The organism is Neorhizobium sp. DAR64862/K0K3 (assembly GCF_050500185.1).
Lineage (GTDB): Bacteria > Pseudomonadota > Alphaproteobacteria > Rhizobiales > Rhizobiaceae > Neorhizobium > Neorhizobium soli.
Window position 1 is genome coordinate 2,126,473 of record NZ_CP191449.1, and the last position, 22,639, is coordinate 2,149,111.

General features: G+C 60.4%; 31 protein-coding genes and 1 pseudogene. 16 read left to right on the forward strand and 16 right to left on the reverse strand.

The features are described from left to right. The first annotated feature begins 117 nt into the window (after positions 1-117). Positions 118-528, forward strand: coding sequence for a peptide-methionine (R)-S-oxide reductase MsrB (gene msrB / locus ACQY1L_RS10420; protein ID WP_430240827.1), 411 nt, complete (start codon positions 118-120; stop codon positions 526-528). A gap of 76 nt (positions 529-604) precedes the next feature. Here the strand turns inward: msrB and ACQY1L_RS10425 are convergent, their stop codons facing one another. The 4 genes from ACQY1L_RS10425 to trhA form a co-directional block, all read right to left on the reverse strand. Further along, the gene (locus ACQY1L_RS10425; protein WP_430240828.1) at positions 605-1,489 is read right to left on the reverse strand and encodes an aldose 1-epimerase family protein; all 885 of its coding nucleotides are present in this window, start codon (positions 1,487-1,489) and stop codon (positions 605-607) included. Positions 1,490-1,558: 69 nt separating this feature from the next. Next, positions 1,559-1,969 (reverse strand): (R)-mandelonitrile lyase, encoded by a 411-nt coding sequence (locus ACQY1L_RS10430; RefSeq protein ID WP_092661642.1) that lies wholly within the window; start codon positions 1,967-1,969, stop codon positions 1,559-1,561. A 95-nt stretch (positions 1,970-2,064) separates the two neighbouring features. Continuing rightward, the gene (locus tag ACQY1L_RS10435) at positions 2,065-2,565 is read right to left on the reverse strand and encodes an N-acetyltransferase family protein (RefSeq protein WP_430240829.1); all 501 of its coding nucleotides are present in this window, start codon (positions 2,563-2,565) and stop codon (positions 2,065-2,067) included. 89 nt (positions 2,566-2,654) lie between these two features. Next, complete coding sequence (gene trhA, locus ACQY1L_RS10440; RefSeq protein ID WP_062453491.1) at positions 2,655-3,320, reverse strand: PAQR family membrane homeostasis protein TrhA; 666 nt, start codon at positions 3,318-3,320, stop codon at positions 2,655-2,657. A 320-nt stretch (positions 3,321-3,640) separates the two neighbouring features. On the opposite strand from trhA, the gene ACQY1L_RS10445 reads away from it, so the two are divergent. Continuing rightward, complete coding sequence (locus ACQY1L_RS10445; RefSeq protein WP_430240830.1) at positions 3,641-4,504, forward strand: VOC family protein; 864 nt, start codon at positions 3,641-3,643, stop codon at positions 4,502-4,504. Between the two features lie 104 nt (positions 4,505-4,608). Further along, complete coding sequence (locus ACQY1L_RS10450) at positions 4,609-5,781, forward strand: AI-2E family transporter (RefSeq protein ID WP_062453493.1); 1,173 nt, start codon at positions 4,609-4,611, stop codon at positions 5,779-5,781. A 23-nt stretch (positions 5,782-5,804) separates the two neighbouring features. Here the strand turns inward: ACQY1L_RS10450 and ACQY1L_RS10455 are convergent, their stop codons facing one another. Beyond that, positions 5,805-6,212 carry a DUF930 domain-containing protein gene (locus ACQY1L_RS10455; RefSeq protein WP_082471859.1) on the reverse strand — a complete coding sequence of 136 codons (408 nt, stop codon included), beginning with the start codon at positions 6,210-6,212 and terminating at the stop codon, positions 5,805-5,807. Positions 6,213-6,357: 145 nt separating this feature from the next. Between ACQY1L_RS10455 and ACQY1L_RS10460 the strand changes: the two genes are divergently transcribed. From ACQY1L_RS10460 to ACQY1L_RS10475, 4 genes are all read left to right on the forward strand, one after another. After that, entirely contained in the window at positions 6,358-6,489 is a 132-nt protein-coding gene (locus tag ACQY1L_RS10460; protein WP_274598265.1) for a hypothetical protein, read from the forward strand. A 98-nt stretch (positions 6,490-6,587) separates the two neighbouring features. After that, positions 6,588-8,678, forward strand: a complete 2,091-nt coding sequence (locus tag ACQY1L_RS10465) for a S9 family peptidase (protein WP_430243897.1) — start codon at positions 6,588-6,590, stop codon at positions 8,676-8,678. 298 nt (positions 8,679-8,976) lie between these two features. After that, complete coding sequence (locus tag ACQY1L_RS10470) at positions 8,977-9,252, forward strand: hypothetical protein (protein WP_062579631.1); 276 nt, start codon at positions 8,977-8,979, stop codon at positions 9,250-9,252. 156 nt (positions 9,253-9,408) lie between these two features. Beyond that, positions 9,409-9,825, forward strand: a complete 417-nt coding sequence (locus ACQY1L_RS10475; protein WP_430240831.1) for a MerR family transcriptional regulator — start codon at positions 9,409-9,411, stop codon at positions 9,823-9,825. Positions 9,826-9,829: 4 nt separating this feature from the next. On the opposite strand, the gene ACQY1L_RS10480 is transcribed toward ACQY1L_RS10475, so the two are convergent. Both ACQY1L_RS10480 and ACQY1L_RS10485 read right to left on the reverse strand, forming a co-directional pair. Continuing rightward, the gene (locus tag ACQY1L_RS10480) at positions 9,830-10,147 is read right to left on the reverse strand and encodes a type II toxin-antitoxin system RelE/ParE family toxin (RefSeq protein WP_062453497.1); all 318 of its coding nucleotides are present in this window, start codon (positions 10,145-10,147) and stop codon (positions 9,830-9,832) included. Positions 10,148-10,152: 5 nt separating this feature from the next. Then, on the reverse strand, positions 10,153-10,440 hold the full coding sequence (locus tag ACQY1L_RS10485; protein ID WP_113165199.1) for a type II toxin-antitoxin system ParD family antitoxin: 288 nt from the start codon (positions 10,438-10,440) through the stop codon (positions 10,153-10,155). A 182-nt stretch (positions 10,441-10,622) separates the two neighbouring features. On the opposite strand from ACQY1L_RS10485, the gene ACQY1L_RS10490 reads away from it, so the two are divergent. Beyond that, positions 10,623-11,204: an N-acetyltransferase family protein gene (locus ACQY1L_RS10490; protein ID WP_430240832.1), complete on the forward strand. Its 582-nt coding sequence runs from the start codon at positions 10,623-10,625 to the stop codon at positions 11,202-11,204. A 67-nt stretch (positions 11,205-11,271) separates the two neighbouring features. Here the strand turns inward: ACQY1L_RS10490 and ACQY1L_RS10495 are convergent, their stop codons facing one another. The 7 genes and pseudogenes from ACQY1L_RS10495 to ACQY1L_RS10525 form a co-directional block, all read right to left on the reverse strand. Further along, complete coding sequence (locus ACQY1L_RS10495; RefSeq protein WP_430240833.1) at positions 11,272-11,640, reverse strand: type II toxin-antitoxin system PemK/MazF family toxin; 369 nt, start codon at positions 11,638-11,640, stop codon at positions 11,272-11,274. Beyond that, the gene (locus tag ACQY1L_RS10500) at positions 11,637-11,903 is read right to left on the reverse strand and encodes an AbrB/MazE/SpoVT family DNA-binding domain-containing protein (protein WP_113111231.1); all 267 of its coding nucleotides are present in this window, start codon (positions 11,901-11,903) and stop codon (positions 11,637-11,639) included. The genes ACQY1L_RS10495 and ACQY1L_RS10500 overlap by 4 nt, the downstream gene beginning before the upstream one ends. A gap of 83 nt (positions 11,904-11,986) precedes the next feature. Continuing rightward, positions 11,987-12,307, reverse strand: coding sequence for a type II toxin-antitoxin system HicB family antitoxin (locus ACQY1L_RS10505; protein WP_180215451.1), 321 nt, complete (start codon positions 12,305-12,307; stop codon positions 11,987-11,989). Between the two features lie 105 nt (positions 12,308-12,412). Continuing rightward, a pseudogene (locus tag ACQY1L_RS10510) lies at positions 12,413-12,571 on the reverse strand (type II toxin-antitoxin system HicA family toxin); the annotation flags it as partial. A gap of 44 nt (positions 12,572-12,615) precedes the next feature. Beyond that, on the reverse strand, positions 12,616-13,530 hold the full coding sequence (locus tag ACQY1L_RS10515; RefSeq protein WP_430240834.1) for a c-type cytochrome: 915 nt from the start codon (positions 13,528-13,530) through the stop codon (positions 12,616-12,618). 77 nt (positions 13,531-13,607) lie between these two features. Then, the gene (locus tag ACQY1L_RS10520) at positions 13,608-14,045 is read right to left on the reverse strand and encodes a c-type cytochrome (RefSeq protein ID WP_062579617.1); all 438 of its coding nucleotides are present in this window, start codon (positions 14,043-14,045) and stop codon (positions 13,608-13,610) included. A 302-nt stretch (positions 14,046-14,347) separates the two neighbouring features. Further along, positions 14,348-14,950, reverse strand: coding sequence for a superoxide dismutase (locus ACQY1L_RS10525; protein WP_113111233.1), 603 nt, complete (start codon positions 14,948-14,950; stop codon positions 14,348-14,350). 190 nt (positions 14,951-15,140) lie between these two features. On the opposite strand from ACQY1L_RS10525, the gene ACQY1L_RS10530 reads away from it, so the two are divergent. From ACQY1L_RS10530 to ACQY1L_RS10545, 4 genes are all read left to right on the forward strand, one after another. Then, entirely contained in the window at positions 15,141-15,464 is a 324-nt protein-coding gene (locus ACQY1L_RS10530; RefSeq protein ID WP_192086857.1) for a hypothetical protein, read from the forward strand. Positions 15,465-15,579: 115 nt separating this feature from the next. Next, positions 15,580-16,311 carry a sulfite exporter TauE/SafE family protein gene (locus ACQY1L_RS10535; RefSeq protein WP_430243900.1) on the forward strand — a complete coding sequence of 244 codons (732 nt, stop codon included), beginning with the start codon at positions 15,580-15,582 and terminating at the stop codon, positions 16,309-16,311. Between the two features lie 64 nt (positions 16,312-16,375). Beyond that, complete coding sequence (locus ACQY1L_RS10540) at positions 16,376-16,657, forward strand: ribbon-helix-helix domain-containing protein (RefSeq protein ID WP_430240835.1); 282 nt, start codon at positions 16,376-16,378, stop codon at positions 16,655-16,657. Positions 16,658-16,808: 151 nt separating this feature from the next. Beyond that, on the forward strand, positions 16,809-17,438 hold the full coding sequence (locus tag ACQY1L_RS10545) for an alpha/beta hydrolase (protein ID WP_430240836.1): 630 nt from the start codon (positions 16,809-16,811) through the stop codon (positions 17,436-17,438). Between the two features lie 55 nt (positions 17,439-17,493). Here ACQY1L_RS10545 and ACQY1L_RS10550 read toward each other — a convergent pair whose 3' ends face one another. Together ACQY1L_RS10550 and ACQY1L_RS10555 are read right to left on the reverse strand one after the other, a co-directional pair. Beyond that, positions 17,494-18,381, reverse strand: coding sequence for a branched-chain amino acid aminotransferase (locus tag ACQY1L_RS10550; RefSeq protein ID WP_430240837.1), 888 nt, complete (start codon positions 18,379-18,381; stop codon positions 17,494-17,496). A 147-nt stretch (positions 18,382-18,528) separates the two neighbouring features. After that, positions 18,529-18,711, reverse strand: coding sequence for a hypothetical protein (locus ACQY1L_RS10555; RefSeq protein ID WP_430240838.1), 183 nt, complete (start codon positions 18,709-18,711; stop codon positions 18,529-18,531). 211 nt (positions 18,712-18,922) lie between these two features. Between ACQY1L_RS10555 and ACQY1L_RS10560 the strand changes: the two genes are divergently transcribed. The 4 genes from ACQY1L_RS10560 to ACQY1L_RS10575 all read left to right on the forward strand — a co-directional run bounded on the left by ACQY1L_RS10560 (position 18,923) and on the right by ACQY1L_RS10575 (position 22,611). Continuing rightward, complete coding sequence (locus ACQY1L_RS10560; protein WP_430240839.1) at positions 18,923-19,651, forward strand: gamma-glutamylcyclotransferase; 729 nt, start codon at positions 18,923-18,925, stop codon at positions 19,649-19,651. Positions 19,652-19,799: 148 nt separating this feature from the next. Beyond that, positions 19,800-19,994, forward strand: coding sequence for a hypothetical protein (locus tag ACQY1L_RS10565; RefSeq protein WP_062453509.1), 195 nt, complete (start codon positions 19,800-19,802; stop codon positions 19,992-19,994). Between the two features lie 109 nt (positions 19,995-20,103). Continuing rightward, the gene (locus ACQY1L_RS10570) at positions 20,104-21,618 is read left to right on the forward strand and encodes a phospholipase D-like domain-containing protein (protein ID WP_430240840.1); all 1,515 of its coding nucleotides are present in this window, start codon (positions 20,104-20,106) and stop codon (positions 21,616-21,618) included. A 168-nt stretch (positions 21,619-21,786) separates the two neighbouring features. Then, complete coding sequence (locus ACQY1L_RS10575; protein WP_430240841.1) at positions 21,787-22,611, forward strand: aldo/keto reductase; 825 nt, start codon at positions 21,787-21,789, stop codon at positions 22,609-22,611. Positions 22,612-22,639 lie beyond the last annotated feature (28 nt).

Here is a 22,639-nt window from a genome sequence, read left to right on the forward strand (position 1 = left end):
TTTCTAGGGGAAAGCAGCGCGTGCCTCAAGCATTGACGGGCAAGAAACACGGTAGCGTGACCTTTATCGACAGGCCTGTCGCACCTATCTAAGGCTTACAATGAAAGGATGGTTCAGATGTCCGACGTCATCACCAAGAAAGTCCAGAAGACAGATGCAGAATGGCGCGAAGAGCTGACGCTCGAGCAGTATCAGATCCTGCGCCAGGCGGGCACGGAGCGTCCCTTTACCGGGCCGTACTGGAACGCCAAGGATAAAGGCATCTACAGCTGCGCCGGTTGCGGCACGGATCTGTTCGTGTCGGATACCAAGTTCGACAGCGGCTGCGGCTGGCCGAGCTACTTCGAGGCCGTCGGCCCCGATGCGGTGACCGAACTGCGTGATACCACGCACGGCATGGTGCGCACCGAAGTCCGCTGCGCCACCTGCAACGGCCATCTCGGCCACGTCTTCCCAGACGGCCCGCCACCGACCGGCCTGCGCTACTGCATCAACGGCCACTCGATGAATTTCCGCCCGGCAGATTAGTCAGCGGGACGGATGTCACCAAAGTACCGACTTGAAATTGACAGCGGCCCCATCCGGGCCGCTGTTTTCGTTTGGCTTACCCCGGCAACTCGACCGTGAACGCAAATCGCGCGGTTTGCCCGGCGGGCAGCGTGACGGTGTAGGGACGCGATTCGAGATCGGCACTGGTCCCGTTCTGGGCGGCCGTTCCGTGCCAGGGCTCGATGCAGAGGAAAGGGCCGTTGAGCTTTTGCCAGAGCGCGAGGTTTGGCAGGTTGTCGAAGGAAAATTTCAGCTCTGGGCCGCCTTCCGCCGCATAGGTCAGGCCCGTTCCGGCGCCCTCTGCAAAGATCATCGCGTCTTCATCGAACATGTCGTGCGACAGCGTCAGCTTGCCGGACGTGAACGGCGAGGCAAGTGGGCTCGGGTCGATCAGCCCGCCGGACAGGCGCGTCATCGCCGGTTCGCCACCGTTGTCGAGCACGATCGTATGGGCCTGGCCTTCTCCACCCGGCAGCGGCCAGAGGAAGGCGGTGTGGAAACCGAGGCCGAACGGCATGGGCCGGTCGCTGCGGTTTTCCACCTCCGCCGAAATTGTGAGTTTCGAACCATCGATCGAATGGGTGACGGCGAGGCGGAAATCGAACGGGTAGACGCTGCGGGTGGTATCGGATGATGCAAGCTCGAAGCGGCAGCTGGTCTCGTCGGAGGCGGCGAGCGCGAAGGTCGAGCGGCGGGCAAAACCGTGCTGCGCCATCGGATAGGGTTTGCCTTCGATTACCACGGTATCGGAGGGCGCCTTGCCGACGATCGGGAAGAGGATCGGCGAGCGGCCGGCCCAGAAGGCGGCGTCGCCGTTCCAGAGAAAGTTGCGGCCATCCGCCGTCTTCAGCGACTGCATTTCCGCACCGAGGGGTGAGATTTCAACGGAGATACGATCGTTGGCGATGCGGGTCACGGTATCATCTGATGCAGCGGACATGCGGCTCTCCTGGCAAATTTAAGGCTTGAGGCGCAGGATTGCCTGCCCTGCGCGTCGGTTAGATGACGATCAGACGGTTTCCGGGGGAATCGCATATTGATCGTCGCTGACCGCCTCCATCCAGTCGGCGGTCTTGCCGTCGAGCGCTTCCCCGATGGCAATATGGGTCATGGCCGTCTGCGACGATGCGCCGTGCCAGTGCTTTTCGCCCGGCGAAAACCAGACGACATCACCGGCGCGGATTACCCGGACCGGGCCACCCCAGGTCTGGGTGAGGCCGGAACCCGAGGTGACAACCAGCGTCTGGCCGAGCGGATGGGTGTGCCAGTTGGTGCGGGCGCCGGGTTCGAACGTGACCGATGCTGCAACGACGCGGGCCGGTGCCGGTGCGGAATTCAGTGGATCGAGGCGGACTGTGCCGGTGAAATACTCTGCCGGCTGCTTCTTGGAGGCCTGCGAGCCAACACGCTTGATATCCATGGAAAGATCCTTCGTCGTCATGCGATTGATGCGAATGCGATGTCAGCCAGCATATAGGCCGTTCGGACGGAAGTGCCATGAGAAAGCGAAGGACGTCAGCCCGCGACCCTGAGCTCCATGCAGGCGAGATCGAGCCAGCGGCCGAACTTGATGCCGACTTCGGAAAACGTGCCGGTCAGGCGGAAACCGAGCCTTTCATGCAGACGGATGGAGGCGGCGTTGCCCGCTTCGACGCAGGCGATCATCACATGAATGCCATTCGACGCGGCGCGGGTGATCAGCTCGCGCATCAGAAGACGGCCGATGCCCTCGCCGCGGGCCTCGCGGTGCACATAGACGGAATGTTCCACCGTATGACGAAAGCCCTCGAAGGCGCGCCAGTCGCCGTAGGATGCGTAGCCTTTGACGACCCCGTCCTCGTCGGCGACCAGAACCGGAAATCCTCTCGCCTGGCGTGCCGCAAACCAGTCGCGACGGTTGGCGAGATCGACCAGCGTCTCGGTCCAGATCGCCGTCGTATTGGCGACGGCGTCGTTATAGATCTCGAGGATCGCCGGCAGGTCGGCTTCGGTGGCATCGCGGATCAAAGGGGGCACTGGCTATCGTCCATTATAGTGATTGCCCGTCCACTTTATCAGACGTCCGCAGTGTGTAAAGCGGGCTGGCGTCTTGCGGACTCGATCGGTCAGGCACTGGCCGACAGGCTAAAGCAGGTCATGACTGCACTATAGTGGACGGCAGCGGCCGCGACGACAAAGGAATGCCAGATGGCATTCTGGAAGCGCAGTCTTTCCCACACGTGGAAGATGACGCCGAGCGAATAGATCAGGCCGCCTATAACGATCAGCAATGCGGAGATCGGCGGCAGATAGGCCGAGACAGGTTCGGCAACCATCAACCCGCTCCAGCCCATGGCCAGATAGAGAAGGATGGTCAGCCGGTCGAACCGGCCGGGGAAAAAGCATTTGATCAGGATACCGAAAATCGCTGTGGCCCAGATCGCGATCAGCATCCCGAAGATCCACGGGTCGGAGGCGCCGCGCTGGAGGAATGGCGTATAGGTGGCGGCGATCAGGATGAAGATCGCCGAATGGTCGAACCGCCGCAGCAGCCACTTGGTCGGCGAGTGCGGCCATATATTGTAGGTAAACGAGATCGACAGGCAAAGGATCAGCCCGATCCCGTAAATCCAGGCGGCAACGATCTCGCCATGGCTCGACCACATGGTGGCGTAAAATATCAGGGCCGTGGCGCCGATCAGGGCGAAGACCAGTCCGATGCCATGGACAATCCCATCCGCGACGATCTCGTGAAAATCGTAGTTTCTGCCAAATTTGAAGAGATCGCTCATTACCCACCTTCCATACCGGTGCCAAGAATGGGGCCGAGCGGAAAGCTTGGCAAGACTGCGCGATTCACAATAAATTTCCGATGGTTTCAACTCTTGGTCATGAGCCCAAAACTCTGGCTGCACGAGCCGGTTCCGGATGGTGCGGGAACGGCGGCAATCAAGCCTGTACGGCTAGAGGTGGCCGCCCCAGCGTCAATAAATCGAGAACAATCTATCGCCGAACTGCTCACTATCGTGAACGATCGATGGCGCGCATAACTGTGGAAAGATTGGCATGGCGCGTCGTCATTTCGATCCCGTTGAAAGCTGGAGGACAGATTATGACAGAACAGAAGCAGCCGTTTGCACTCAGCCGCCCGCTGCATGTCGGGCGGGCGCATCTCGTCGTCAACGATCTTGCTCGCGTCTCCGGTTTCTACCAGAAAATCATCGGGCTTTCGGTGCTTGAAAAGACGCCGAGCGGTGAGGTTCTGGGCGTCGCCGGCGTGCCGCTTCTGACGCTGACGACGGGCGGCAACGTGGCCCGCGCGCCGCGCAATGCGGCCGGCCTCTTTCACACGGCCTTTCTGGTGCCGGGCCGCCTTGAGCTTGCCCAATGGCTGGCCCATGCAGCGCATAACAATATCCAGCTCGAAGGCGCATCGGATCATCTGGTGAGCGAGGCGCTCTATCTTTCCGATCCCGAAGGCAACGGCATCGAGATCTACCGCGACCGCACGCCCACGGAATGGACCTACCATCAGGACGGCACCGTGGCGATGGCGACCGACCGGCTGAACCTTCAGGAGCTTTATAACAGCGCGCCCCAGGCGGCATTTGCCGGAATGGCTGAGGGTACTGCGCTCGGTCATATCCATCTTCAGGTCGGCGACATTCCGCAGGCGGACGCCTTTTACCGCGACGTGCTGGGCCTGAAGATCATGGCGCGGTATCCCGGTGCGAGCTTTTTCGCGACTGGCGACTATCATCACCATATCGCTGCCAACGTTTGGAACAGCCGCGGCGCCACGACCCGGCTTGGAAACATGACCGGGCTTTCCGATTACACCGTGAAGTTCAACGATCAGTCGGCCCTGGCGAATGCTCTTTCCGCACTGGAAAAGCACGAAATCGCGACAACCAAAACCGCCGAGGGCTGGGCTCTCAGAGACCCGTGGGGCATCGGCCTGACGCTTGCTGCGTAACGCGCGCTGAATTCCTGATCGTTGCGATCGTAAACCTGAGCAGTATTCCGGAACCGGAACACTGTTTTTGCGTTGATCGCGACAACGAGGACATCAGACAATTCATGGCCATGACGAGCACGCGCGCAGCCAATCCTAAAAAACGGCTGATCGACTTTGCCGCCAACCGGTCTGCGCATCGCAAGGATGCCGTCATTTCCGGCCTGGAGAGCGAAGACGCCGATGAGAGCCTCGTGCTGGGGCGCGAGGCGCTGGAAGTCGCCAAGGCCTGGGCCGTGATCGGCATCTTTGCGATCGTTTTCTTCGCCATCGTCCACATGATGTCGCTGGTGCTTATCCCTGTCACGCTTGCCGTCGTCGTCGGACTGATTCTCGGTCTGGTGGCAGACAAGCTTGGCCGCCTGGGCGTACCCAAATTCGGCATTGCGATCATCCTCTCCAGCGCTGTGTTCGCCGCGGTCTTTCTGGTCGTCAACGCGCTGGCCGAACCGTTTGCCATGATGATCCAGGAAGGTCCGAGCTTTCTGCAACGCATGATCGACCGGATGATGCCATTTCTGCAGCGCCAGGAATGGCTGAACATCTCTCCTGCCACGTTCGAAACCGGGCCGATGTCGATGCAGGCGCTGTTGGAGAATTCCGGCAACATCCTCAGCGTCGTTACCGCCAATCTGACGCCGGCCGTCGTGCAGGGCATGATCTTCTTTGCGGCGCTGCTTCTGTTTCTCTACGGCAGGCTCAGACTTCGCCGTACCCTCATCCTCGCCTTCCCGCGGCGTCACCAGAGGCTTATTGCGATCCGTGTGCTGAACGCAATCGATCAGGTTCTCGGCTATTATTTTGCGACTGCGAGCGTGCTCTATCTCGGTCTCGGCATCGTGATGATCGCAATTGCCTATTTCGGCGGCCTCAGCATGCCGCTTCTCTGGGGTCTGTTCGCATTCCTGTCGAGCTTCATCCCGTTTCTCGGGATCACGATCATGACCCTCGCGGTTGCAGCAGGTGGCATCATCACGCATGACACCCTTCTCCTTGGACTGTTGCCCGCGATCGTGTTCTTCTCGGTTCACTTGCTGATGGAAAACCTGATCTTCCCCGCGATCATGGGCCGGCAGTGGGAGATCAATCCCTTTGTCGTGTTCGTCGCCATCCTGTTCTGGACATGGATGTGGGGTGCCGTCGGCGCCATGCTGGCGCTGCCCCTGTCGCTGATCATGATGACCGTACTGTCGGAACTGTTTCCAGAAAAGAAGACCGTTCCGCATCTGCCGGGCTAAAGCCCGGCGATGTCAGCGACCCGTCAGTCGTAAAGGTAGTACTTGTCCCATTCCTCACGCGGTATCTTCGATCCGACCTTGTAGTCGAAGGCGGTGACGCTGAGCCCTTCAGCGTTGGTCTCGCACTTGAATTTCAGCTTGAACCAGTCACCGCCGCTGCGGAACGCTGCGCCGGTTGCCTTGAGGCCGTTGTCGTTCCCGACCGGGTCTGAAAACGTGTAGGCGATCACCTTGTCGGGGCGGAAATCGCCTTCCTTGCGCAGGCGATCCATCGCCTCGAGATCGCAGCGCTGTTCGACTCTTTCTTCCGGTGCAAGGGCGTTCAGCTGGCGAACAATGCGGCCGTCGAGCGCGTGGGCAGGCAGGGTGGAGGCGGCGCAAATCAGGAGAGCGCCTGTCATGGATGCCCGGGCGGGCAGCAGTATCGTCATGGAATCCTATCCAAAGTGACTCGGACGGGGCGGAAACTAGAAGACGGATTCGTCGTTGACCACCTACCAGAGCGGGAATTATCCTGACGAGTATTCTTTAGGTGGTCGGGACCGGAATCGGCATCATGCAAAGCGGACTGAACAGATGACAGCCGAACTGGCGATGGTATTCCTGATGAGTGGCATTGGGCTATCACTGGTCGTCGCCTTCATATTCTGGCAGCAGCACCGTGACCTCGCACCTCTCGCCAAGTCCCGCGAGCCTGAGAAGAAGTAGGCTCACGCGGCTTGCCCGCTTGCCTCATGGTCCGGCCGCCCCTATCTCTGGCACTCCTTTCATGACTTCGGAGTGCTTCCTTGGCCCCCTCCCCGAAAATGCCGTTCGAAAATCTGCCCACGCCTCCGGTCGCGGCCAAGAAGCCGGTGACGGATACCCGTCACGGCATCACCCGCACCGACGACTATGCCTGGTTCCGGGCCGACAACTGGCAGCAGATGTTCAAGGATCCGTCGATCCTCGACCCCGAGATCCGCACCCATCTGGAGGGCGAGAACGCCTATATGGAAGCGGCGATGGACGACACGGCCGCATTGCAGAAGACGCTGTTTGCCGAAATGCGCGGTCGCATCAAGGAAGACGATTCCTCCGTGCCGATGAAGGACGGACCGTTTGCCTACGGATCGCTGTTTGTGACCGGCGGCGAGCAGCCAAAATATTTCCGCACCCCGCGCGACGGCGGCGATCAGACGATCCTTCTCGACGGCGACAAGGAAGCGACGGGCAAGGATTATTTCCGTCTGGCCGGAATCGACCATGCGACGGACCATTCCAAGGGCATCTGGGGTTACGACGACAAGGGTTCTGAATACTTTACCCTGCGGGTGCGCGATCTTTCGACCGGCGAAGACATGTCGGACGTGCTGGAAAACACTGCCGGCGGCGGCGTCTGGGCGCCTGATGGCAAAAGCTTCTTCTATACGCTGCAGGACGAGAACCATCGTCCCTCCAAGGTCTTCCACCACATTCTCGGCACGCCGCAGTCGGACGACCGGCTAGTGTTTGAGGAAAAGGATCCGGGCTTCTTCATGGGCGTCGGCGGATCGCTGCTGGACGACGTGATCTATCTCGATATCCACGACCACGAGACCTCGGAATACCGCCTCATCCCGACCTCGGACCTGACCGCCGAGCCGAAGCTGGTGGCGGCGCGCAAAGAGGGCATCGAGTATTCGATGACCGAAGGCGGCGATGTCTTTTATATCCTCACCAATGACGGCGATGCCAAGGATTTCAAGATCGTCGAGGCGCCGTTTGCGGCACCGGGCAAGGAAAACTGGAAAGAGATCGTGCCGCACGAGCCGGGCCGGCTGATCATTTCGCACATGGCCTATGAGCAGCACCTGATCTGGCTGCAGCGCAACCAGGGTCTGCCTGAGATCATCATCCGCGACCGGCGGACCGGCGAGGAACATTCGATCGCGTTTGCCGAGGAAGCCTATTCGCTGGGGCTTTCGGGCGCTGCGGAATATGACAGCACCGTCATCCGCTTTTCCTATTCGTCGATGACGACGCCGACCCAGCTCTACGACTACGATATGGTGAGCCGGACGCGCACGCTTTTGAAGACGCAGGAGATCCCCTCCGGCCACAATGCCGCAGATTACGTGACCCGCCGCGTGATGGCCCCGTCCCATGACGGCGAGCTGGTGCCCGTGTCGCTGCTCTACCGCAAGGACACGCCGCTCGACGGCACCGCGCCCTGCCTGCTCTACGGCTACGGTGCCTATGGGATGACCATCCCCGCATCGTTCTCCACCAACAACCTGTCACTGGCGGATCGTGGCTTCATCTATGCCATCGCCCATATCCGCGGCGGCAAGGACAAGGGTTTTGCCTGGTACGAAGACGGCAAGATGGAAGCCAAGGAAAACACGTTCAAGGATTTCATCGCCGCTGCCGACCACCTCGTGGCCGAGGGCTTCACGTCCTATGAGAACATCATTGCCGAAGGCGGCTCGGCCGGCGGTATGCTGATGGGCGCGATCGCCAACATGGCGCCGGAAAAGTTCGCGGGCATTATCGCGGCCGTTCCGTTCGTCGATGTGCTCAACACCATGCTCGACGATACGCTGCCGCTGACGCCGCCGGAATGGCCGGAATGGGGCAACCCGATCGAGAGCCTGGAAGAGTACCAGTGGATCGCCGCCTACTCGCCTTATGACAACGTGGGTGCAAAACCCTATCCGCCGATCCTTGCGATTTCCGGCCTCACCGATCCACGCGTGACCTACTGGGAACCGACCAAGTGGGTGGCGAAGCTTCGCGAATTCTCGACCGGCTCGGCACCGATCCTGCTCAAGACCAACATGGCTGCCGGCCATGGCGGAAAGTCGGGGCGTTTCCAGCGTCTGGAAGAGATCGCCTTCGAATATGCATTCGCGATCAAGGTGGCCGGGAAAGCCTGACCGGGCGGATCGCCGCAGAATCGGTCACCTCGAATGACAATCGCCGCAGTGCCTCTATCGGGTGCTGCGGCTTTTTTTGTGGGAAAAATCGTTTTGGATATGCGGAAACGCGCATATGCCCTGGCGGCGTTCGGTTTTCCCGTCAGATCGCTGATTTTTCGACAGAAATGGCGGCGGCGCGAATACGTCCCATGCGCGCTGTCAAGCCCCAAAACCGGCCGGATATCTCCCGCCGCAAGCTTCGCGCAAGCTTCAGGCGTTAACTCGTGCTTAACCCAAGCGAGATCGAGGCGGTGCCATGAAGATCGATAGTGGCCTCAGCGGCTACAACTACCCCCAGCGGGCGGTCGACATCGATCGCAAGCAGGACGAAACCCAGCAGCGCGACACACCTGCGTCTACCCGTTCCAGCGGTTCGCTGACCGGCAGCAGCACACTGTTTGCAAGCTCGCTGGTGAGCGCCCTGTGGGCCCTCGATGCCGGCGACGACAGCGCTTCGACCTTTGCCACAAGCGGCGCGACCGCTCCCGTGCAGCAGGCCTGGGTTCAGGACATCTACCAGGAATTCTCCTGATCAACGTCTGATCGATCATGGCCCGTCACCGCGGTGACAATCCCCGTTCAGGGTTAACATTCCCTGAAGGCGCCCTTCAAGCCAACACGCTGATCCTTGTCCCTGTGGTGAATGCGTCCTATCTCAACCTCCAGACATTAGAGGTTTGAGCCTGCCATGCTATCGATCGGCGATCTTTCCAAAAGAACCGGCGTCAAGGTGCCCACCATCCGCTATTACGAGCAGATGGGCCTGCTTGCCGCCGCCACGCGATCTGACGGGAACCAGCGGCGCTACGAGCGCAGCGATCTCGATCGGCTGGCCTTCATCCGTCACGCCCGCGATCTCGGCCTCGACATATCCGCGATCCGTGATCTGATCGCGCTCGGTTCGCATCCGCAACAGCCCTGCGGCGATATCGATCGGATTGCCGCAGAGCACCTTTCCGGCGTGCGCGAAAAGATCGCCAAGCTGAAGAAGCTTGAGGAGGAACTCGAGCGCATCGTGTCCCACTGCGACGGCAACCACGCAATCAAGGACTGTTACGTGATCCGGTCACTCTCGGATCACGGGCTTTGCGAGGGGGAGCATTGAGGGGTTAGAGGCGGTTGCGCAGTATGTCATCGCTCACCAGACGGCCACTGAAGAAGAGACCGAGGATGATCACCTCGGAAGAGCGGACGACAAAGGCTATGCTGACACTGCGCCGATAGCCGATGATACGGATGCCCGGGACCTCGCTCTCGCGCACTGTTCCTCGCTCCGGAAAATCAGCGAGACCATTGAGAAAAGCACGCAGTTTCGTCACATAGGTCCAGGCGACGGTCGGGCCGGCACGGTCAGCGACGTAATCGTAGAACTCTGCAACTTCACGCTCGGCTTCCGGATGCAAGATGATCGCATACCGGTTCCCCATGGACCTTATCGGCCTTCGTCGGCAGATTTCGCTTCGGCGGCAAGGCGGGCGCGGTGCCTGTCTTCCAGACGCGAGAAAGCATCGTCAATCGAAACGCCCTCTGCCCTGCCCTCGATCAGCTCGCCATACCGGCCCGGAATTTCATTCCGGAGCCATTCCTCCAAGGGCTGCTCGTTGCTTGCAAGCATCTGGAGACCGGCATCAATGACCTCATCGGCATTCTCGAAGCGGCCGGACTCGATCTGTTTTCTGATGAAACGCTCTGCGTCCTTGCTCAACGCGATGTTCTTCATCACGGCCCTCGCTTTCAAGACAGCACTGACTGTAGCACTCCTCACGCCACCGAGACAGTCATCAACACCCGCTTGACAAGCATTTTATTCCGGCGCAGAAAGTTGTCATGATGATTACGTGCACCACCACCGCCGCAACGTATTTTTGGGCCTACCTGTAAAGGGCGGCTCGACAGTTCATCATGTCAACAAGCCGCCGTCAGGCGGCTTGGTTGTTTCTAAGGGCACCTGACGGCACGACGAGACCGAAAAGGAATGCCGGAATGCCCCCGATTTCGATCGAAGACAGCGAGATCTCACTGCCGCGCCCGGCCGTGGTGACGATCCGCGCCGCAAAACGCCATGATCTGCCGCAGTTGAAAGAGATGATCGCAGCCCTTGCCGCGCATCACAACGATCTGGCCGACATCACCCCCGAAATGCTGGAACGCGACCTTTTCGGCGACCTGCCCTGGATCACCGCACTGGTTGCTGACGCGGGCGACGCCCTGATCGGCTACGCCATTCTGGTGCCGCTCTACCGCGCGCAGCAGGGAAGCCGCGGCATGGACTTGCACCACCTGTTCGTGCGCGACGGTCACCGTGGCCACGGCATCGGCCAGCATCTCGTCTCGCGCGCCCGCGACATGGCCCGCAATGCAGGCTGCGGCTATCTCTCGGTCAGCGCCGCCACCGGCAACTTCGCCGCCCACAAGTTCTACGAACAAATGAATTTCAAGCCGCGCCCGGTGACGGGTATGCGGTATATGCAGACGTTGGTGTGAGGCTGGGACACGGCAATACCGTCCGAATGAGCGGGACAGACCATACTGTCAGTGCAGCGCAACCACGTTATTCCGACGCGGGATCGATCGCGCCGACCACACGAGCGACGATGTCATCCATCGTCGCCTCGTCCAATGTCTCGATGTATTTCGCGGTCTTGGCCAGTATTCTGGCCGGTATATCGAAGCTGCGAACCTGATTACAGACTGCGATCCCCGTCGTGTCGTGGCCGGTGACCGCGACGGCCAGACCGACGTCCCGGGTCAAGGCGCCACCGGTGGTGATCGGCACCGTCATGCTGACGCCCAATGCGTTGATCGCCCGCGGGGTGATCACGACGAACCGATGCCTGTTCTTCATTTCCCGGCCCGCGACAGGGTTGGGATCGATCCAGAAAACATCGCCGCGATTGGGGACGTTGCTACGGACCATCATGAAATCTCGTGGCCGACGGGGTCTCCCTCCATCGCCCAGGCCATGTCCGCATTCAGGCTGGAGACGACCTCGCCGCCTTCGAGCAACTCGCTGAGTTTATAGCGTCGCGTGGACTTCCTGATGGGCTTTGCGACAAGCTCGCCATTCTGCATTTCCAGCGCGAGCTGATCGCCGACCTGCAATTCCATCATCTTCAGAACTGCAGGAGGAATTGTCACGACAGCTGCCCCGCCCTGTCGCCTGATCTTGGTAATAACGGTCATCGCTCACCTCGTTTGTGCTATAAATATAGCACATCTCAGGCAGCCATCAAGCGCTTCTCACGGTAGCGACGGGGGCAAAAGGATCACTTCGCGGCCTTCGCCAGCACCTCGCCAGCCCATTCGTTGAGGCTCTTGCCGGACAGTTCCGCAGCCCTTGCGGCGCGCGCGTGAACTTCGGGATCGATCCGAAACATCACCTTTCCGGAGTAGGGCTTTTGAGGATCTTTGCCGATCCTCGCGCAGGTTTCGAGATAGTCATCGACAGCCTCGCGGAACGCATTCCTGAGATCATCGACATTGTCGGCGTGGAAACCGACGCCGTCGCGGATGCCAGCGATCTGCCCGAACAGAATACCGTCTTCGTCGTCATAGTCGATGCGGGCCGAATAGCCCTTGTAGGTCATCACATTTTTCACGGCTTTACCCCAAGTCGTATCAGATAGGCGCCGCGCAGCTCGCACCTGATATCGCTTTGCTTCCTTGGACGGGTACGGACGATGGAAGGTCTCGACTTCGCCCTTGTTTTCGAACCGGACGCGTGAGCCGCTTCCCTCGATCACTGTGCATCCGGATGCGACAAGCAGGCTTTCGATCGCAGCCCATGGGAGCGCTCCCGATACCGGGTCTGTGAAAACAGCTTCGAGGGTCTTGCGCTGCTTCCCGTTCATCGCGGCATCATAGGCCTGCTATCATTTATTGCAAGCACCCGCCCTCACCTTGCCGGCACCGCCTTGAGATAGGCGGCGATGGCCTGCAGGTCGCTTTTCGGCAGATGCGCGATGTTCTTCTGAACCTCCACCATGGATCCGCCGACGCTGTCGAAATCGGGGGTGAAGCCGGTCGAGAGGTACTCGGTTATTTCGTCCTCGCTCCAGGCGCCGATGTCCTTGGAGCCGGGGGTGATGTTGGGAATGCTGCCCTGCCCTTCCGGGTTGGGGCCGCCGGCCAGCCATTGTCCTTTTTCGAAGCCGCCGAGCGCGTTGCGGGGCGTGTGGCACTCGCCGCAGTGGCCGGGACCTTCGACGAGGAACTGGCCGCGTTTGACCTTGTCGTCGGCTGAGGCGAGTTCGACGCGTGGGCCGTCGTCGAAATAGAGGAGTTTCCAGCCGCCGACCGCGAGCCGCTGGTTGAACGGAAAGCCCAATTCGTGCGGCGGCGCGACATTGCTGCTGGGCGGCAGGGTCTTCATGTAGCCGTAGAGGTCATTGACGTCGGCTGCCGACAGGCGCGCGTAGGAGCCGTAGGGAAAGGACGGGTAGAGATGCTCGCCACCCGGGCCGACGCCCCGTGTCATCGCATCGCCGAATTGCGCAAGCGTCCAGGAACCGATGCCGGCTTTGGGATCCGGCGAGATGTTGGGGACGTGGAAGGTGCCGAACGGGCTTTTGAGCGCCAGTCCGCCGGACAGGATCTTTGCGGCGTCGCCTTCTGCACCTTCTGCGGCGTGACAACCGGCACAGCCGCCCGCCCAGAACAGTTGCTCGCCCTTGGCAAGATCGGGCTGACCGACGCCGGCCCAGTAGCTCGCGTCATGCGGCTGGGGCTTTGTCAGCGCCCAGGCCGTAACGGCGCCGGCGGCGACAACGACCACGCCGATGCCTAACACTTTTGCCCATCTTGCGGCCATCGCCCGATCCTTCTCCGACATCAACGCGGAACGGAACGGCTGCCTTTGCGACAGCCGTTCAAGCATGTAGGCATGCGCTACTTCTTCAGGCGGTAGGTCTCGTGGCAGGAGCCGCAATTGGCGCCAAGCGTCCCAACGGCCTTCTGGACGCCTGCGGCATCCGTCGGCATCGAAGCGAGGATCATGTCGGCATCGGAGGCGAGCTTGTTCGCTTTGGCGCGGAAATCGGCTTCGTTCTTCCAGATCGCCGGCGATGCTTCCGAATTGGCTTCGGATCCGACAGGGAACTGGTCCGGGAAGGCCTTCATATTGGTGCTGATCGTGGTCAGCGCGGTCTTGATGGCATCGGCGTCGTAGGGTTTGTCGCCTTTGGCGATGTTGCGCATGGCTGCCGTGGAGGCGGCCACCTGCTTCATCATCTGTTCGCGCTTCTCGACCACCGCATCCTGCGCAAGGACAGCGGTGAAGCCGAGACAGAGTGCCGCGGTCGTCATGGCGATAGTTCTGAATTTCATTTCCGGCTCCGATCCCTAAAACGATGTGATGTCTGCGTCTCACATCATCAACGCATTCGCGTGATGATGATGGCAAGCTTACATGACCGAAAGAAGTCACGATTTCGTAATTTAGCGCTCGATTCTAGAAGCCGTCAAACCCAATGCAAAGTCATGTTTTTCAAGCGCTTCAGATCGACCGCGCGTGGGCGGACAGCGGCGCCTGACGATAGCCAGGCTTGATCAGACATCGGTTGATCGGAAATGCAAACACCCAGCGCCTTGCGGCACCGGGTGTCTGGCAAATCAGCAATTGATTGAGCTTACTTGGAAGCGGCTTCGTAGCGTTCCAGCACGTAATCCCAGTTGATCAGGCTATCGACGAAAGCCTCGAGATACTTCGGGCGGGCGTTGCGGTAGTCGATGTAATAGGAATGTTCCCAGACGTCGACGCCGAGGATCGGCTCTGCGCCGTGGACCAGCGGGTTTTCGCCGTTCGGGGTCTTGGAGATGACGAGCTTGCCATCCTTGACCGAAAGCCAGGCCCAGCCGGAGCCGAACTGCGTGGTGCCGGCTGCAATGAAATCAGCCTTGAACTTGTCGTAGCCGCCGAGATCAGATGCGATCGCGGTTTCGAGCTTGCCCGGCAGCTTGTTTCCGCCGCCGTCCTTCTTCATCCACTTCCAGAAATGGACGTGGTTGTAATGCTGGGCAGCATTGTTGAAGAGGCCCTGGTTGGTGCCGAAGGACTTCTTGACGACGTCCTCGACCGACAGCTCGGCCATGCCGGCTTCGGCAGCAAGCTTGTTGCCGTTGTCAACATAGGCCTTGTGGTGCTTGTCGTGGTGGTATTCCAGCGTTTCCTTCGACATGAAGGGTGCAAGGGCTTCGTAATCGTATGGAAGTTCGGGAAGTTCGAAAGCCATTGGTATACTCCTTTTGGCAAACACCGTGGGTGAAGGTCGTGCTGGAACATAGGAGCGCGATGGGGAAGAGGCAACGGTGAACCTTCCAAAAACAACCGCTCAATCGACAAGAAATTGCTGAATTTTCCAAGCATTAGCGAGAGGAATCAATCGCTTTCGCACCGAATGCAGAAACCGGAGAAAATTGACGATGAAAAACTTTGTGGCACCGATCCTCCTCGTTTGCGCAACCGGCGCCGTGACGGCCCAGGCCGCTTCCGACGATGCGTGGACGACGTTTCAGGCTGACGTCGGCAAGGCCTGCGTGGCGGCATCGAAAGACCTGATCGAGAACGGAAGAGCCGTGGTCGATCCGTTCGGAAGCCAGTCCTATGGGCTTGCGGTCGTCACCGGCAAAGCCAAAGGCGCCAAGGTTAGGATCAGCACGATCTGCGCCTACGACAAGAAGACCAAGAAGGCCGAAGTGGGTGGCGAGATCTCCGCCGACATGCTGAGGGCAAAACCTGGCAAGTAACATCCGCGACCGCGCGGGTGGCAGCGTTTGGGAACTTTTCCACCACGGCAGACTTTTCCGGGCATGAAACACTGCCGGGAGGGCTGCCGTGTTTGATTTCTTGACCTTCGACTTTCTGACGTCCGATTTCATGATCTTCGTGGCAATCGGCTTTTTCGCGCAGATCATCGATGGCGCGCTCGGCATGGCGTTCGGCGTTCTCACCACCACTAGTCTGCTTGCTTTCGGCGTGCCGCCGGCAGTCGCCAGCGCCATGACGCATGTGACCGAGTGTTTCACGACGGCTGCATCAGGCGCCTCGCATCTCTACCATCGCAACGTCGACTGGCGGCTGGTCAAACGACTGGCGCCGGCCGGCATGATCGGCGGCGCGATCGGCGCCTATCTCCTGTCCAGTATCGACGGCAAGGCGATCGAGCCGTTCGTCTCGGTCTATCTGATGCTGGTCGGATGTTACATTCTCTACAAGGCCTTCCGCCCGGCCTTCAGGCGCGACATGCATGACCGGATCGTGCCCTATGTGGGCGGTGCGGGCGGCGTGCTCGATGCCATGGGCGGCGGCGGATGGGGGCCGATCGTCACCAGTTCGCTTCTCGGCCGCGGCCATGAACCAAAGAAGGTGATCGGCTCCACGAACCTCACCGAATTTGCGGTAACGACGGTGATCTCGGCGACCTTCATCGCCACGCTCGGCTGGTCCGAACTGTCGTCGGCACTGGGCCTCATCCTCGGCGGCGTGCTGGCGGCCCCGTTTGGAGCGCTGATCGTCAAGCGACTGCCGACCAAACCGCTGATGGTCGCCGTCTCCCTGATCATCATCGGTACGGCTGCGGTGCGGATCATCTGAAGCGGCTTGGTCTAAACCGGGACAGATGATACAATCTCACCGAGAAGTCTCCCGGGAGAATCCTATGCGCCACAACCGTTCTTTTACAGTCATGCTTCCTGATGATCTGGCGGATCTCGTGGACAAGAAGGTCGCGTCCGGCGAGTTTTCTGACGAGAGCGCAGTGCTGACTGAAGGTCTTCGGCAGCTGGCCGGTCGCGACAGCGAAACCGAGGACTGGATCCGCCGCGAGGTTGTCCCGACGATCGAGGCCCATGATCCTTCGAGGGTCATTCCGATGCAGGACGTGCGCCGACGCATCGAGGCGCACATGGACTTGCGTGATCAAAGCGCTCACGATCTCTAACCTTCCAGCCCATCGCAACATCCCACATCCGCTGCCCTGCACCTGTCCCTTTGGCGGCTGGCGCGCTAGATAACGGGTATCGCGGTTTCCTCCGGGGGCCGTAGCGGAGTGTTCTCCGACGTCTGATCCTCATCTGCAAAGGTATGTCTCCATGGCTGAAACCAACCGCCCGAACCTTCTCGTCATCCTCCTGCACGGGGTCGGCTCCAGTGGCGACAATCTGGCGCCGCTTGGGGAGGAATGGGCGGGGACGCTTGGCGATGCCGTCTTCGTTTCGCCCGATGCGCCGGAGGCTTCGAGCTTTGGTACCGGCTACCAGTGGTTCAGCGTTGCAGGCGTTACGCCGGAAAACCGTGGCGAGCGGATTGCGGCCGCGCGGCCGGGTTTCGATGCCTTGATAAACGGTATCATCGCGGACAACGGATTTTCCGACAGGCTCGACCGGGTAGCGCTGGTGGGGTTCTCGCAAGGGACAATCATGTCGCTCGACGCGGTCGCGGACGGACGGTTTGGCGTGGGTGCGGTGGTCGGGTTTTCCGGCCGGCTGTCTTCGCCCGAGCCGTTGTCTCCCTCCAAGGGCATGCCGGTGTTTCTGGTGCATGGCACCGCCGACGACGTCATTCCGTCCTGGGAAAGCGAACAGGCGGCTGCCACGCTGGCGAAGCTTGGTTTCGACGTGGAGACATCGATCGAGCCCGGGCTCGGTCACACGATTTCCGGCGCCGGTGCCGGCCGCGCCGTGGAATTTCTGGCGAAAGTGTTTGGATACGAAGCGCTTTAACGCGGCAGAACAAGGTTGAGGGACGGCGCCCGGACCGGGTGCCGTCCCTCGTCGATCAGACGTCTTCGCCCTTGGTCGAGCTTGCCCAGTCCATATAGAGTTCGAGCGCCTTGCGGGCGACAGGACCTTCCTGCAGGGAGCGGTCCTCGAACCGGGTGACCGGGGCGATCTTGGAATAGTTGCCGGACGTGAAGATCTCGTCGGCATTGGCGAAATCGGCAGCGGTCAGCGTAACTTCGCGAACGTCGAAACCGGCGCCGCGCAACAGGGTCAGCACGCGCGAGCGGGTGATGCCGGCGAGGAACGTGCCGTTGGCGATCGGCGTCATGACCACGCCGTCCTTGACCATGAAGATATTCGAGGATGCGGTTTCGGCGACATTGCCGTTCATGTCGAGCGCGAGCGCATTGTCGAAGCCGCGGCTCTGGGCCTCAACGATCATGCGGCCGCTATTGGGATAAAGGCTACCGGTCTTGGCGGCCGTCATCGCGACTTCGGCGCTCGGGCGACGGAACGGCGAGACGGTCAGCGACGAGGCTTTTGCCGTGTGCATGGGTGCTTCGAACAGGCAGAGCGCAAAGCGGGTCGATTCCGGATCGGCGGCGACGACGCTGTGCGGCAGGCCGTGCTCGGCCCAGTACATCGGCTTGATGTAGATCGCGGTCTTGCCGTCGAACTTCTTGACGCCTTCGAGCGCCAGCCGCTCGATTTCCTCGGCAGCCATGACCGGCTTCATGCCCATGTTGATGGCAGAACGGTTGACGCGCTGGCAATGCATGTTGAGATCCGGCGAGATGCCGTCAAACCAGCGGGCGCCGTCGAACACGGTCGTGCCGAGCCACATGGCGTGCGAGGTGGGTCCGATCAGCTTCGGATTGCCCTCCACCCACTCCCCATCCACGTAGGTCCAGGTGGTGGAGCGAGGGGATGTATCGACGGCCATGATATTCTCCTTCGGGTCTTCAAAGCTTGGCGGGGGTCTCTAAAATTTGGCGTGAATGAAATCCCCGAAGGCCGCAAGGTCAAGCGACAATCCGAGATGATTCATAACAAATATTGATGACCACCTCGAATTGCCGCCGTCTCATGGTCAGGGCGTCCGCTGCGGTGAAGGTGCCGGAAGAAGCGGCGAGTCCGTCTGTTGGCCGGGACTGCCCGGCGCGCCCTGCAATCGGTTATCGCCACCAAGCTGACGACTGTCGTTCTGCATCAGGGTGATCGACAAAATGACGGCCACCAGAAGGCCAAGGACAATGAGAAACAACCAGCGCATGTATCGAAAACTCCCTCTCACGCAGAATAACGCGAACATTTCCGTCTGAAACGTTGCGTGATCCCTTCGACCAGAACAGTGGGGCCACTCTGCGGCAACGCAGCAAATCCTTCACAAACGCGGCCCAAAAACGTTGACAGCAGCCGTTCAGGCTTGCAGTCTTGCGCCTCACCTCCCGTTTACGCACTCATTTTTTTACAACGCAGAGGCCATGTCCAGATCCGGCGCCCTCACCTCAACGTCTCTCAAATCGTCGTCCATGGCGTTGACGCAGGACCTCGTCGACCTGTGTTTTCGTGACGAGACCGATCCCGGCGCACCGCCAACCTGGGAGCCGCTGACGGATGCCGACTATGCCGAGATTACCGAGCGGCTGGTGGCGGATATCGGCGATGAGCCTTTGTGGATCTTCGCCTATGGCTCGCTGATCTGGAAGCCGGGCTTTGATTCGATCGCCTGCCAGCGGGCGACGGCCTATGGCTGGCATCGGTCGTTTTCGCTCCATATCGAACGGGGCCGCGGTTCGCCCGACCAGCCGGGGCTGATGATGATGCTGTCGCGCGGCGGTCGTTGCGACGGCGTGATTTACCGGGTGGCCGATACGGAAAAGCGCGAGCAGATCGACAAGGCGCTGCGCCGCGAGGTGAGCCACAAGGACAGTCTCTCGACCTTCCGTTTTCTCCCCGTGCGGACGCAAGGCGGCGAGACGATCCGGGCACTGACTTTCTGGGCTGGAGGCAAAAGCCCGCGGATCATCCGGCCGCTTCCGCCGCTGCAGGATGTAGCGCCGGTTCTGGCGCGTGCCTGCGGCCATCGCGGTTCCTGCGCCGAATATCTCTATAATACGGTCGTGCATCTGGCCGAATTCGGCATCCGCGACCGCAATCTCTGGCGGCTGCAGGAGATGGTAGCACGCGAAATCGAAGCGATTCACGCTTAAAAGCGTGATGCCGCCCGTCGGGGCCGGCAGTGCGAAATCTGGCACTCTCTCATAAAAGTTGAGGACGGCGGGCTCGATCCGTGTTTGAACGCTTTCGGGGGCGCGTGCGACCCCCATCGCGATGACCGGTACCGTGCCAGCGAGACCCATGACGACTCTAGCCACCATAGTGTACCTGACGGTAGCGACCGCGTTCTTCGGGATGACGTTGGCCGAGGGTGTGACACGACGGCTTCCCTGGAGCTTCGACAGGATCATGGGACTTTTGCTGTCGTGCCTGTGGCCGCTGATCCTGATTGCGATCGCGGTCAGCAGTCATCGCGATCGCAGAAATGCAGGATGACGCGGCTGCGCATTACTCCACCGATCCTTGTATATTTCCCGTAGAAGCAGCGCGGCGCTGCCCTATATCCTCGATAACCGAAAAGACGAAGACTGGGGCGACTGGATCGATGCAAAGCATCCTCAACGAAGGCGACACGTGCTGGCGGATTGCCAAGGCGGACAGACTTTCCATCATCATCGATGCAGCCGATTTCTTTCGCTTCGCCAAGCGGACGATGACGAAGGCGAAAAAGTCGATCTACCTGATCGGCTGGGATTTCGACACGCGCATCCAGCTGGAGCCGGGCAAGAAGGATGGCAAGGCTGACAAGGCCGCGAAGGAAGAATGGCCCGACGAGCTTGGCAAGTTTCTGAACGCGCTCGCCGAGCGAAACAACGGGCTCGATATTCGCATTCTCAAATGGGATATCGGCCTGATCAATTCGATCACCCGCGGTGAAACGCCGTTTTATATTCTGAAATGGATGTTCGACAAGCGCATCCACCTGAAGCTCGACGGGGCGCATCCGGCGCTGTCGGCGCATCACATGAAGCTTCTCGTCATCGACGACGAAGTGGCGTTCTGCGGCGGGATCGACATGACCGTCGGGCGCTGGGACAGTCGCGACCATTCGGAAGACGAGCCGTTGCGCAAGTCGCCGATGGGGTTTGCGCAAGGTCCCTGGCACGATGCCACCACCTGCCTTTCCGGCGAGGCCGCACGGGCGCTCGGCGAGGTCGCACGGCGGCGCTGGAAACTGGCAACCGACGAGACGCTCGATCCGCCCGACGAGAATACCGCCACGCAGAACGACCCTTGGCCGGACGAGCTGGAGGTCGGGTTTCGCGACATCTCGATCGGCATCGCCCGCACCGCGCCTGAATACGGGGGGCGCAGCCAGATCGTCGAGATCGAGACGGCCAAGCTTGCGATCATCGGTTCGGTGAGAAAGACGCTTTATGTCGAGAGCCAGTATTTCGCCTCGCGCCGTATTGCAGAGGCCATGGCGGAACGGCTGAAGGAGCCCGACGGACCGGAAATCGTGCTGATCAATCCGGAGGGCTGCGAAGGCTGGCTGGAAGCCAAGGCGATGGACAGCGCCCGCATTCGGCTGATGAAGATGGTGAAGGACGCCGATGTTCATGATCGCTTCCGGATCTACTACCCTGTCAACGAGGCCCGCACGTCGATCTATGTGCATGCCAAGATGATGTTTGCCGACGACCGGATCGTGAAGATCGGCTCGGCCAATCTTAACAACCGCTCGATGGGCTACGATACGGAATGCGACCTCATCCTCGAGGCGCAGCCGGGTGAGGACACGCTGAGCGAAAAGATCGTCAGCACCCGCGACGATCTCATCGCCGAACATCTTGGGCGCGAACCGCAGGAAGTGCGTGACGCGGTTGCAGCGCATGACGGGTCAATCATCGCGGCCATCGAGGCGTTGAACCGACAGAGCGGCCGAGGTCTGCTGCCGGTCAAGATGCGGGAGCTGAGTGCCGACGAGGAATTGCTGGCGGAATCCGATATTGCCGATCCCGAGCGGCCAAGCGGCGTGCGCTACCGGACATCAAACTTTCTGAAACAGCGGTTCGGTCGAGTCGCGAGACGGGCGAAACGGGCGCGCAAAGAGACCTGACGAGGCGGATTGCGCGGCCTCCAGGGCCTTCTTTCGAGCCGATTTGTCGCATCCGGTCGGGTGATCCTGGGCCGGTCTCTGCTTGATCGCCGGATTTCACGGCCCATCTAGAGTGTGCCTCTTCTTTGCCCGGCTCCCCGGCGGGCCCCCTTTTCCAAGGAGCACATCATGCAAACCGTCAACGCCAACGGCGCCCATATCCCAGCTCTCGGTTTCGGCACGTTCCGCATGCCCGATGCGGATGTTCATCGCATTCTGCCGCAAGCCCTCAAACTCGGCTTCCGCCATGTGGACACTGCGCAGATCTACAAGAACGAGCAGGCTATCGGCGACGTTCTTCGTCAGTCGGGCATTCCGCGCGACGATATCTTTCTGACCACGAAAGTCTGGGTCGACCGCGTCGGTCACGATGCCTTTATCGCCTCGGTGGACGAAAGCCTTGCCAAGCTGCAGACCGATCATGTCGATCTTCTGCTGCTGCACTGGCCGCAAAGCGAAATGCCGCTGGCCGACCGGATCGGCGCGCTGAACGAGCTGAGAACCGCAGGCAAGGTCAAGAATATCGGCGTTTCCAACTTTTCGACCGCGCTGATGGCCGAGGCGGTGAAGCTGTCCGATGCGCCTATCGTCAACAACCAGGTGGAATACCATCCCTATCTCGACCAGACCAAGGTGCTGATGGAAGCGCGCAAGACTGGCATGTCGGTGACCGCCTATTACCTGATGGCCGATGGCGCCGTGCCGAAGGACGAGGTGTTGAAGGAGATCGGCGCGAAGTACAAAAAGACCGCCGCTCAGGTCGTGCTGCGCTGGGCCGTGCAGCAGGAGGGCGTGATCGCGCTGTCCAAGACCGCGACGGAAAGCCGGTTGCCGGAGAATTACGACATCTTCGACTTCTCGCTGTCGCCGCAGGAAATGGAAGCGGTGTTCGCGCTGTCGCGCGCAGACGGCCGCATCGTCTCACCGGCGCATCTCGCGCCTGAGTGGGATTGATCCGGCTTTAAGGCCTCCGTCCTAAACA

Excerpts from the sequence above, each read along its gene's own strand:
- ACQY1L_RS10475 (WP_430240831.1), top strand. The coding sequence starts at position 9,409 with ATGCTATCGATCGGCGATCTTTCCAAAAGAACCGGCGTCAAGGTGCCC.
- ACQY1L_RS10550 (WP_430240837.1), bottom strand. The coding sequence starts at position 18,381 with ATGGCCGTCGATACATCCCCTCGCTCCACCACCTGGACCTACGTGGAT.
- ACQY1L_RS10470 (WP_062579631.1), top strand. The coding sequence starts at position 8,977 with ATGAAGATCGATAGTGGCCTCAGCGGCTACAACTACCCCCAGCGGGCG.
- ACQY1L_RS10530 (WP_192086857.1), top strand. The coding sequence starts at position 15,141 with ATGAAAAACTTTGTGGCACCGATCCTCCTCGTTTGCGCAACCGGCGCC.
- ACQY1L_RS10485 (WP_113165199.1), bottom strand. The coding sequence starts at position 10,440 with ATGAAGAACATCGCGTTGAGCAAGGACGCAGAGCGTTTCATCAGAAAA.
- ACQY1L_RS10465 (WP_430243897.1), top strand. The coding sequence starts at position 6,588 with ATGCCGTTCGAAAATCTGCCCACGCCTCCGGTCGCGGCCAAGAAGCCG.
- ACQY1L_RS10460 (WP_274598265.1), top strand. The coding sequence starts at position 6,358 with ATGACAGCCGAACTGGCGATGGTATTCCTGATGAGTGGCATTGGGCTA.
- ACQY1L_RS10495 (WP_430240833.1), bottom strand. The coding sequence starts at position 11,640 with ATGATGGTCCGTAGCAACGTCCCCAATCGCGGCGATGTTTTCTGGATC.
- ACQY1L_RS10560 (WP_430240839.1), top strand. The coding sequence starts at position 18,923 with ATGTCCAGATCCGGCGCCCTCACCTCAACGTCTCTCAAATCGTCGTCC.
- ACQY1L_RS10545 (WP_430240836.1), top strand. The coding sequence starts at position 16,809 with ATGGCTGAAACCAACCGCCCGAACCTTCTCGTCATCCTCCTGCACGGG.
- ACQY1L_RS10540 (WP_430240835.1), top strand. The coding sequence starts at position 16,376 with ATGCGCCACAACCGTTCTTTTACAGTCATGCTTCCTGATGATCTGGCG.
- ACQY1L_RS10575 (WP_430240841.1), top strand. The coding sequence starts at position 21,787 with ATGCAAACCGTCAACGCCAACGGCGCCCATATCCCAGCTCTCGGTTTC.
- ACQY1L_RS10515 (WP_430240834.1), bottom strand. The coding sequence starts at position 13,530 with ATGGCCGCAAGATGGGCAAAAGTGTTAGGCATCGGCGTGGTCGTTGTC.
- ACQY1L_RS10455 (WP_082471859.1), bottom strand. The coding sequence starts at position 6,212 with ATGACGATACTGCTGCCCGCCCGGGCATCCATGACAGGCGCTCTCCTG.
- ACQY1L_RS10570 (WP_430240840.1), top strand. The coding sequence starts at position 20,104 with ATGCAAAGCATCCTCAACGAAGGCGACACGTGCTGGCGGATTGCCAAG.
- ACQY1L_RS10525 (WP_113111233.1), bottom strand. The coding sequence starts at position 14,950 with ATGGCTTTCGAACTTCCCGAACTTCCATACGATTACGAAGCCCTTGCA.
- ACQY1L_RS10520 (WP_062579617.1), bottom strand. The coding sequence starts at position 14,045 with ATGAAATTCAGAACTATCGCCATGACGACCGCGGCACTCTGTCTCGGC.
- trhA (WP_062453491.1), bottom strand. The coding sequence starts at position 3,320 with ATGAGCGATCTCTTCAAATTTGGCAGAAACTACGATTTTCACGAGATC.
- ACQY1L_RS10450 (WP_062453493.1), top strand. The coding sequence starts at position 4,609 with ATGGCCATGACGAGCACGCGCGCAGCCAATCCTAAAAAACGGCTGATC.
- ACQY1L_RS10445 (WP_430240830.1), top strand. The coding sequence starts at position 3,641 with ATGACAGAACAGAAGCAGCCGTTTGCACTCAGCCGCCCGCTGCATGTC.
- ACQY1L_RS10490 (WP_430240832.1), top strand. The coding sequence starts at position 10,623 with ATGTCAACAAGCCGCCGTCAGGCGGCTTGGTTGTTTCTAAGGGCACCT.
- ACQY1L_RS10425 (WP_430240828.1), bottom strand. The coding sequence starts at position 1,489 with ATGTCCGCTGCATCAGATGATACCGTGACCCGCATCGCCAACGATCGT.
- ACQY1L_RS10430 (WP_092661642.1), bottom strand. The coding sequence starts at position 1,969 with ATGGATATCAAGCGTGTTGGCTCGCAGGCCTCCAAGAAGCAGCCGGCA.
- ACQY1L_RS10500 (WP_113111231.1), bottom strand. The coding sequence starts at position 11,903 with ATGACCGTTATTACCAAGATCAGGCGACAGGGCGGGGCAGCTGTCGTG.
- ACQY1L_RS10565 (WP_062453509.1), top strand. The coding sequence starts at position 19,800 with ATGACGACTCTAGCCACCATAGTGTACCTGACGGTAGCGACCGCGTTC.
- ACQY1L_RS10505 (WP_180215451.1), bottom strand. The coding sequence starts at position 12,307 with ATGACCTACAAGGGCTATTCGGCCCGCATCGACTATGACGACGAAGAC.
- ACQY1L_RS10555 (WP_430240838.1), bottom strand. The coding sequence starts at position 18,711 with ATGCGCTGGTTGTTTCTCATTGTCCTTGGCCTTCTGGTGGCCGTCATT.
- msrB (WP_430240827.1), top strand. The coding sequence starts at position 118 with ATGTCCGACGTCATCACCAAGAAAGTCCAGAAGACAGATGCAGAATGG.
- ACQY1L_RS10480 (WP_062453497.1), bottom strand. The coding sequence starts at position 10,147 with ATGGGGAACCGGTATGCGATCATCTTGCATCCGGAAGCCGAGCGTGAA.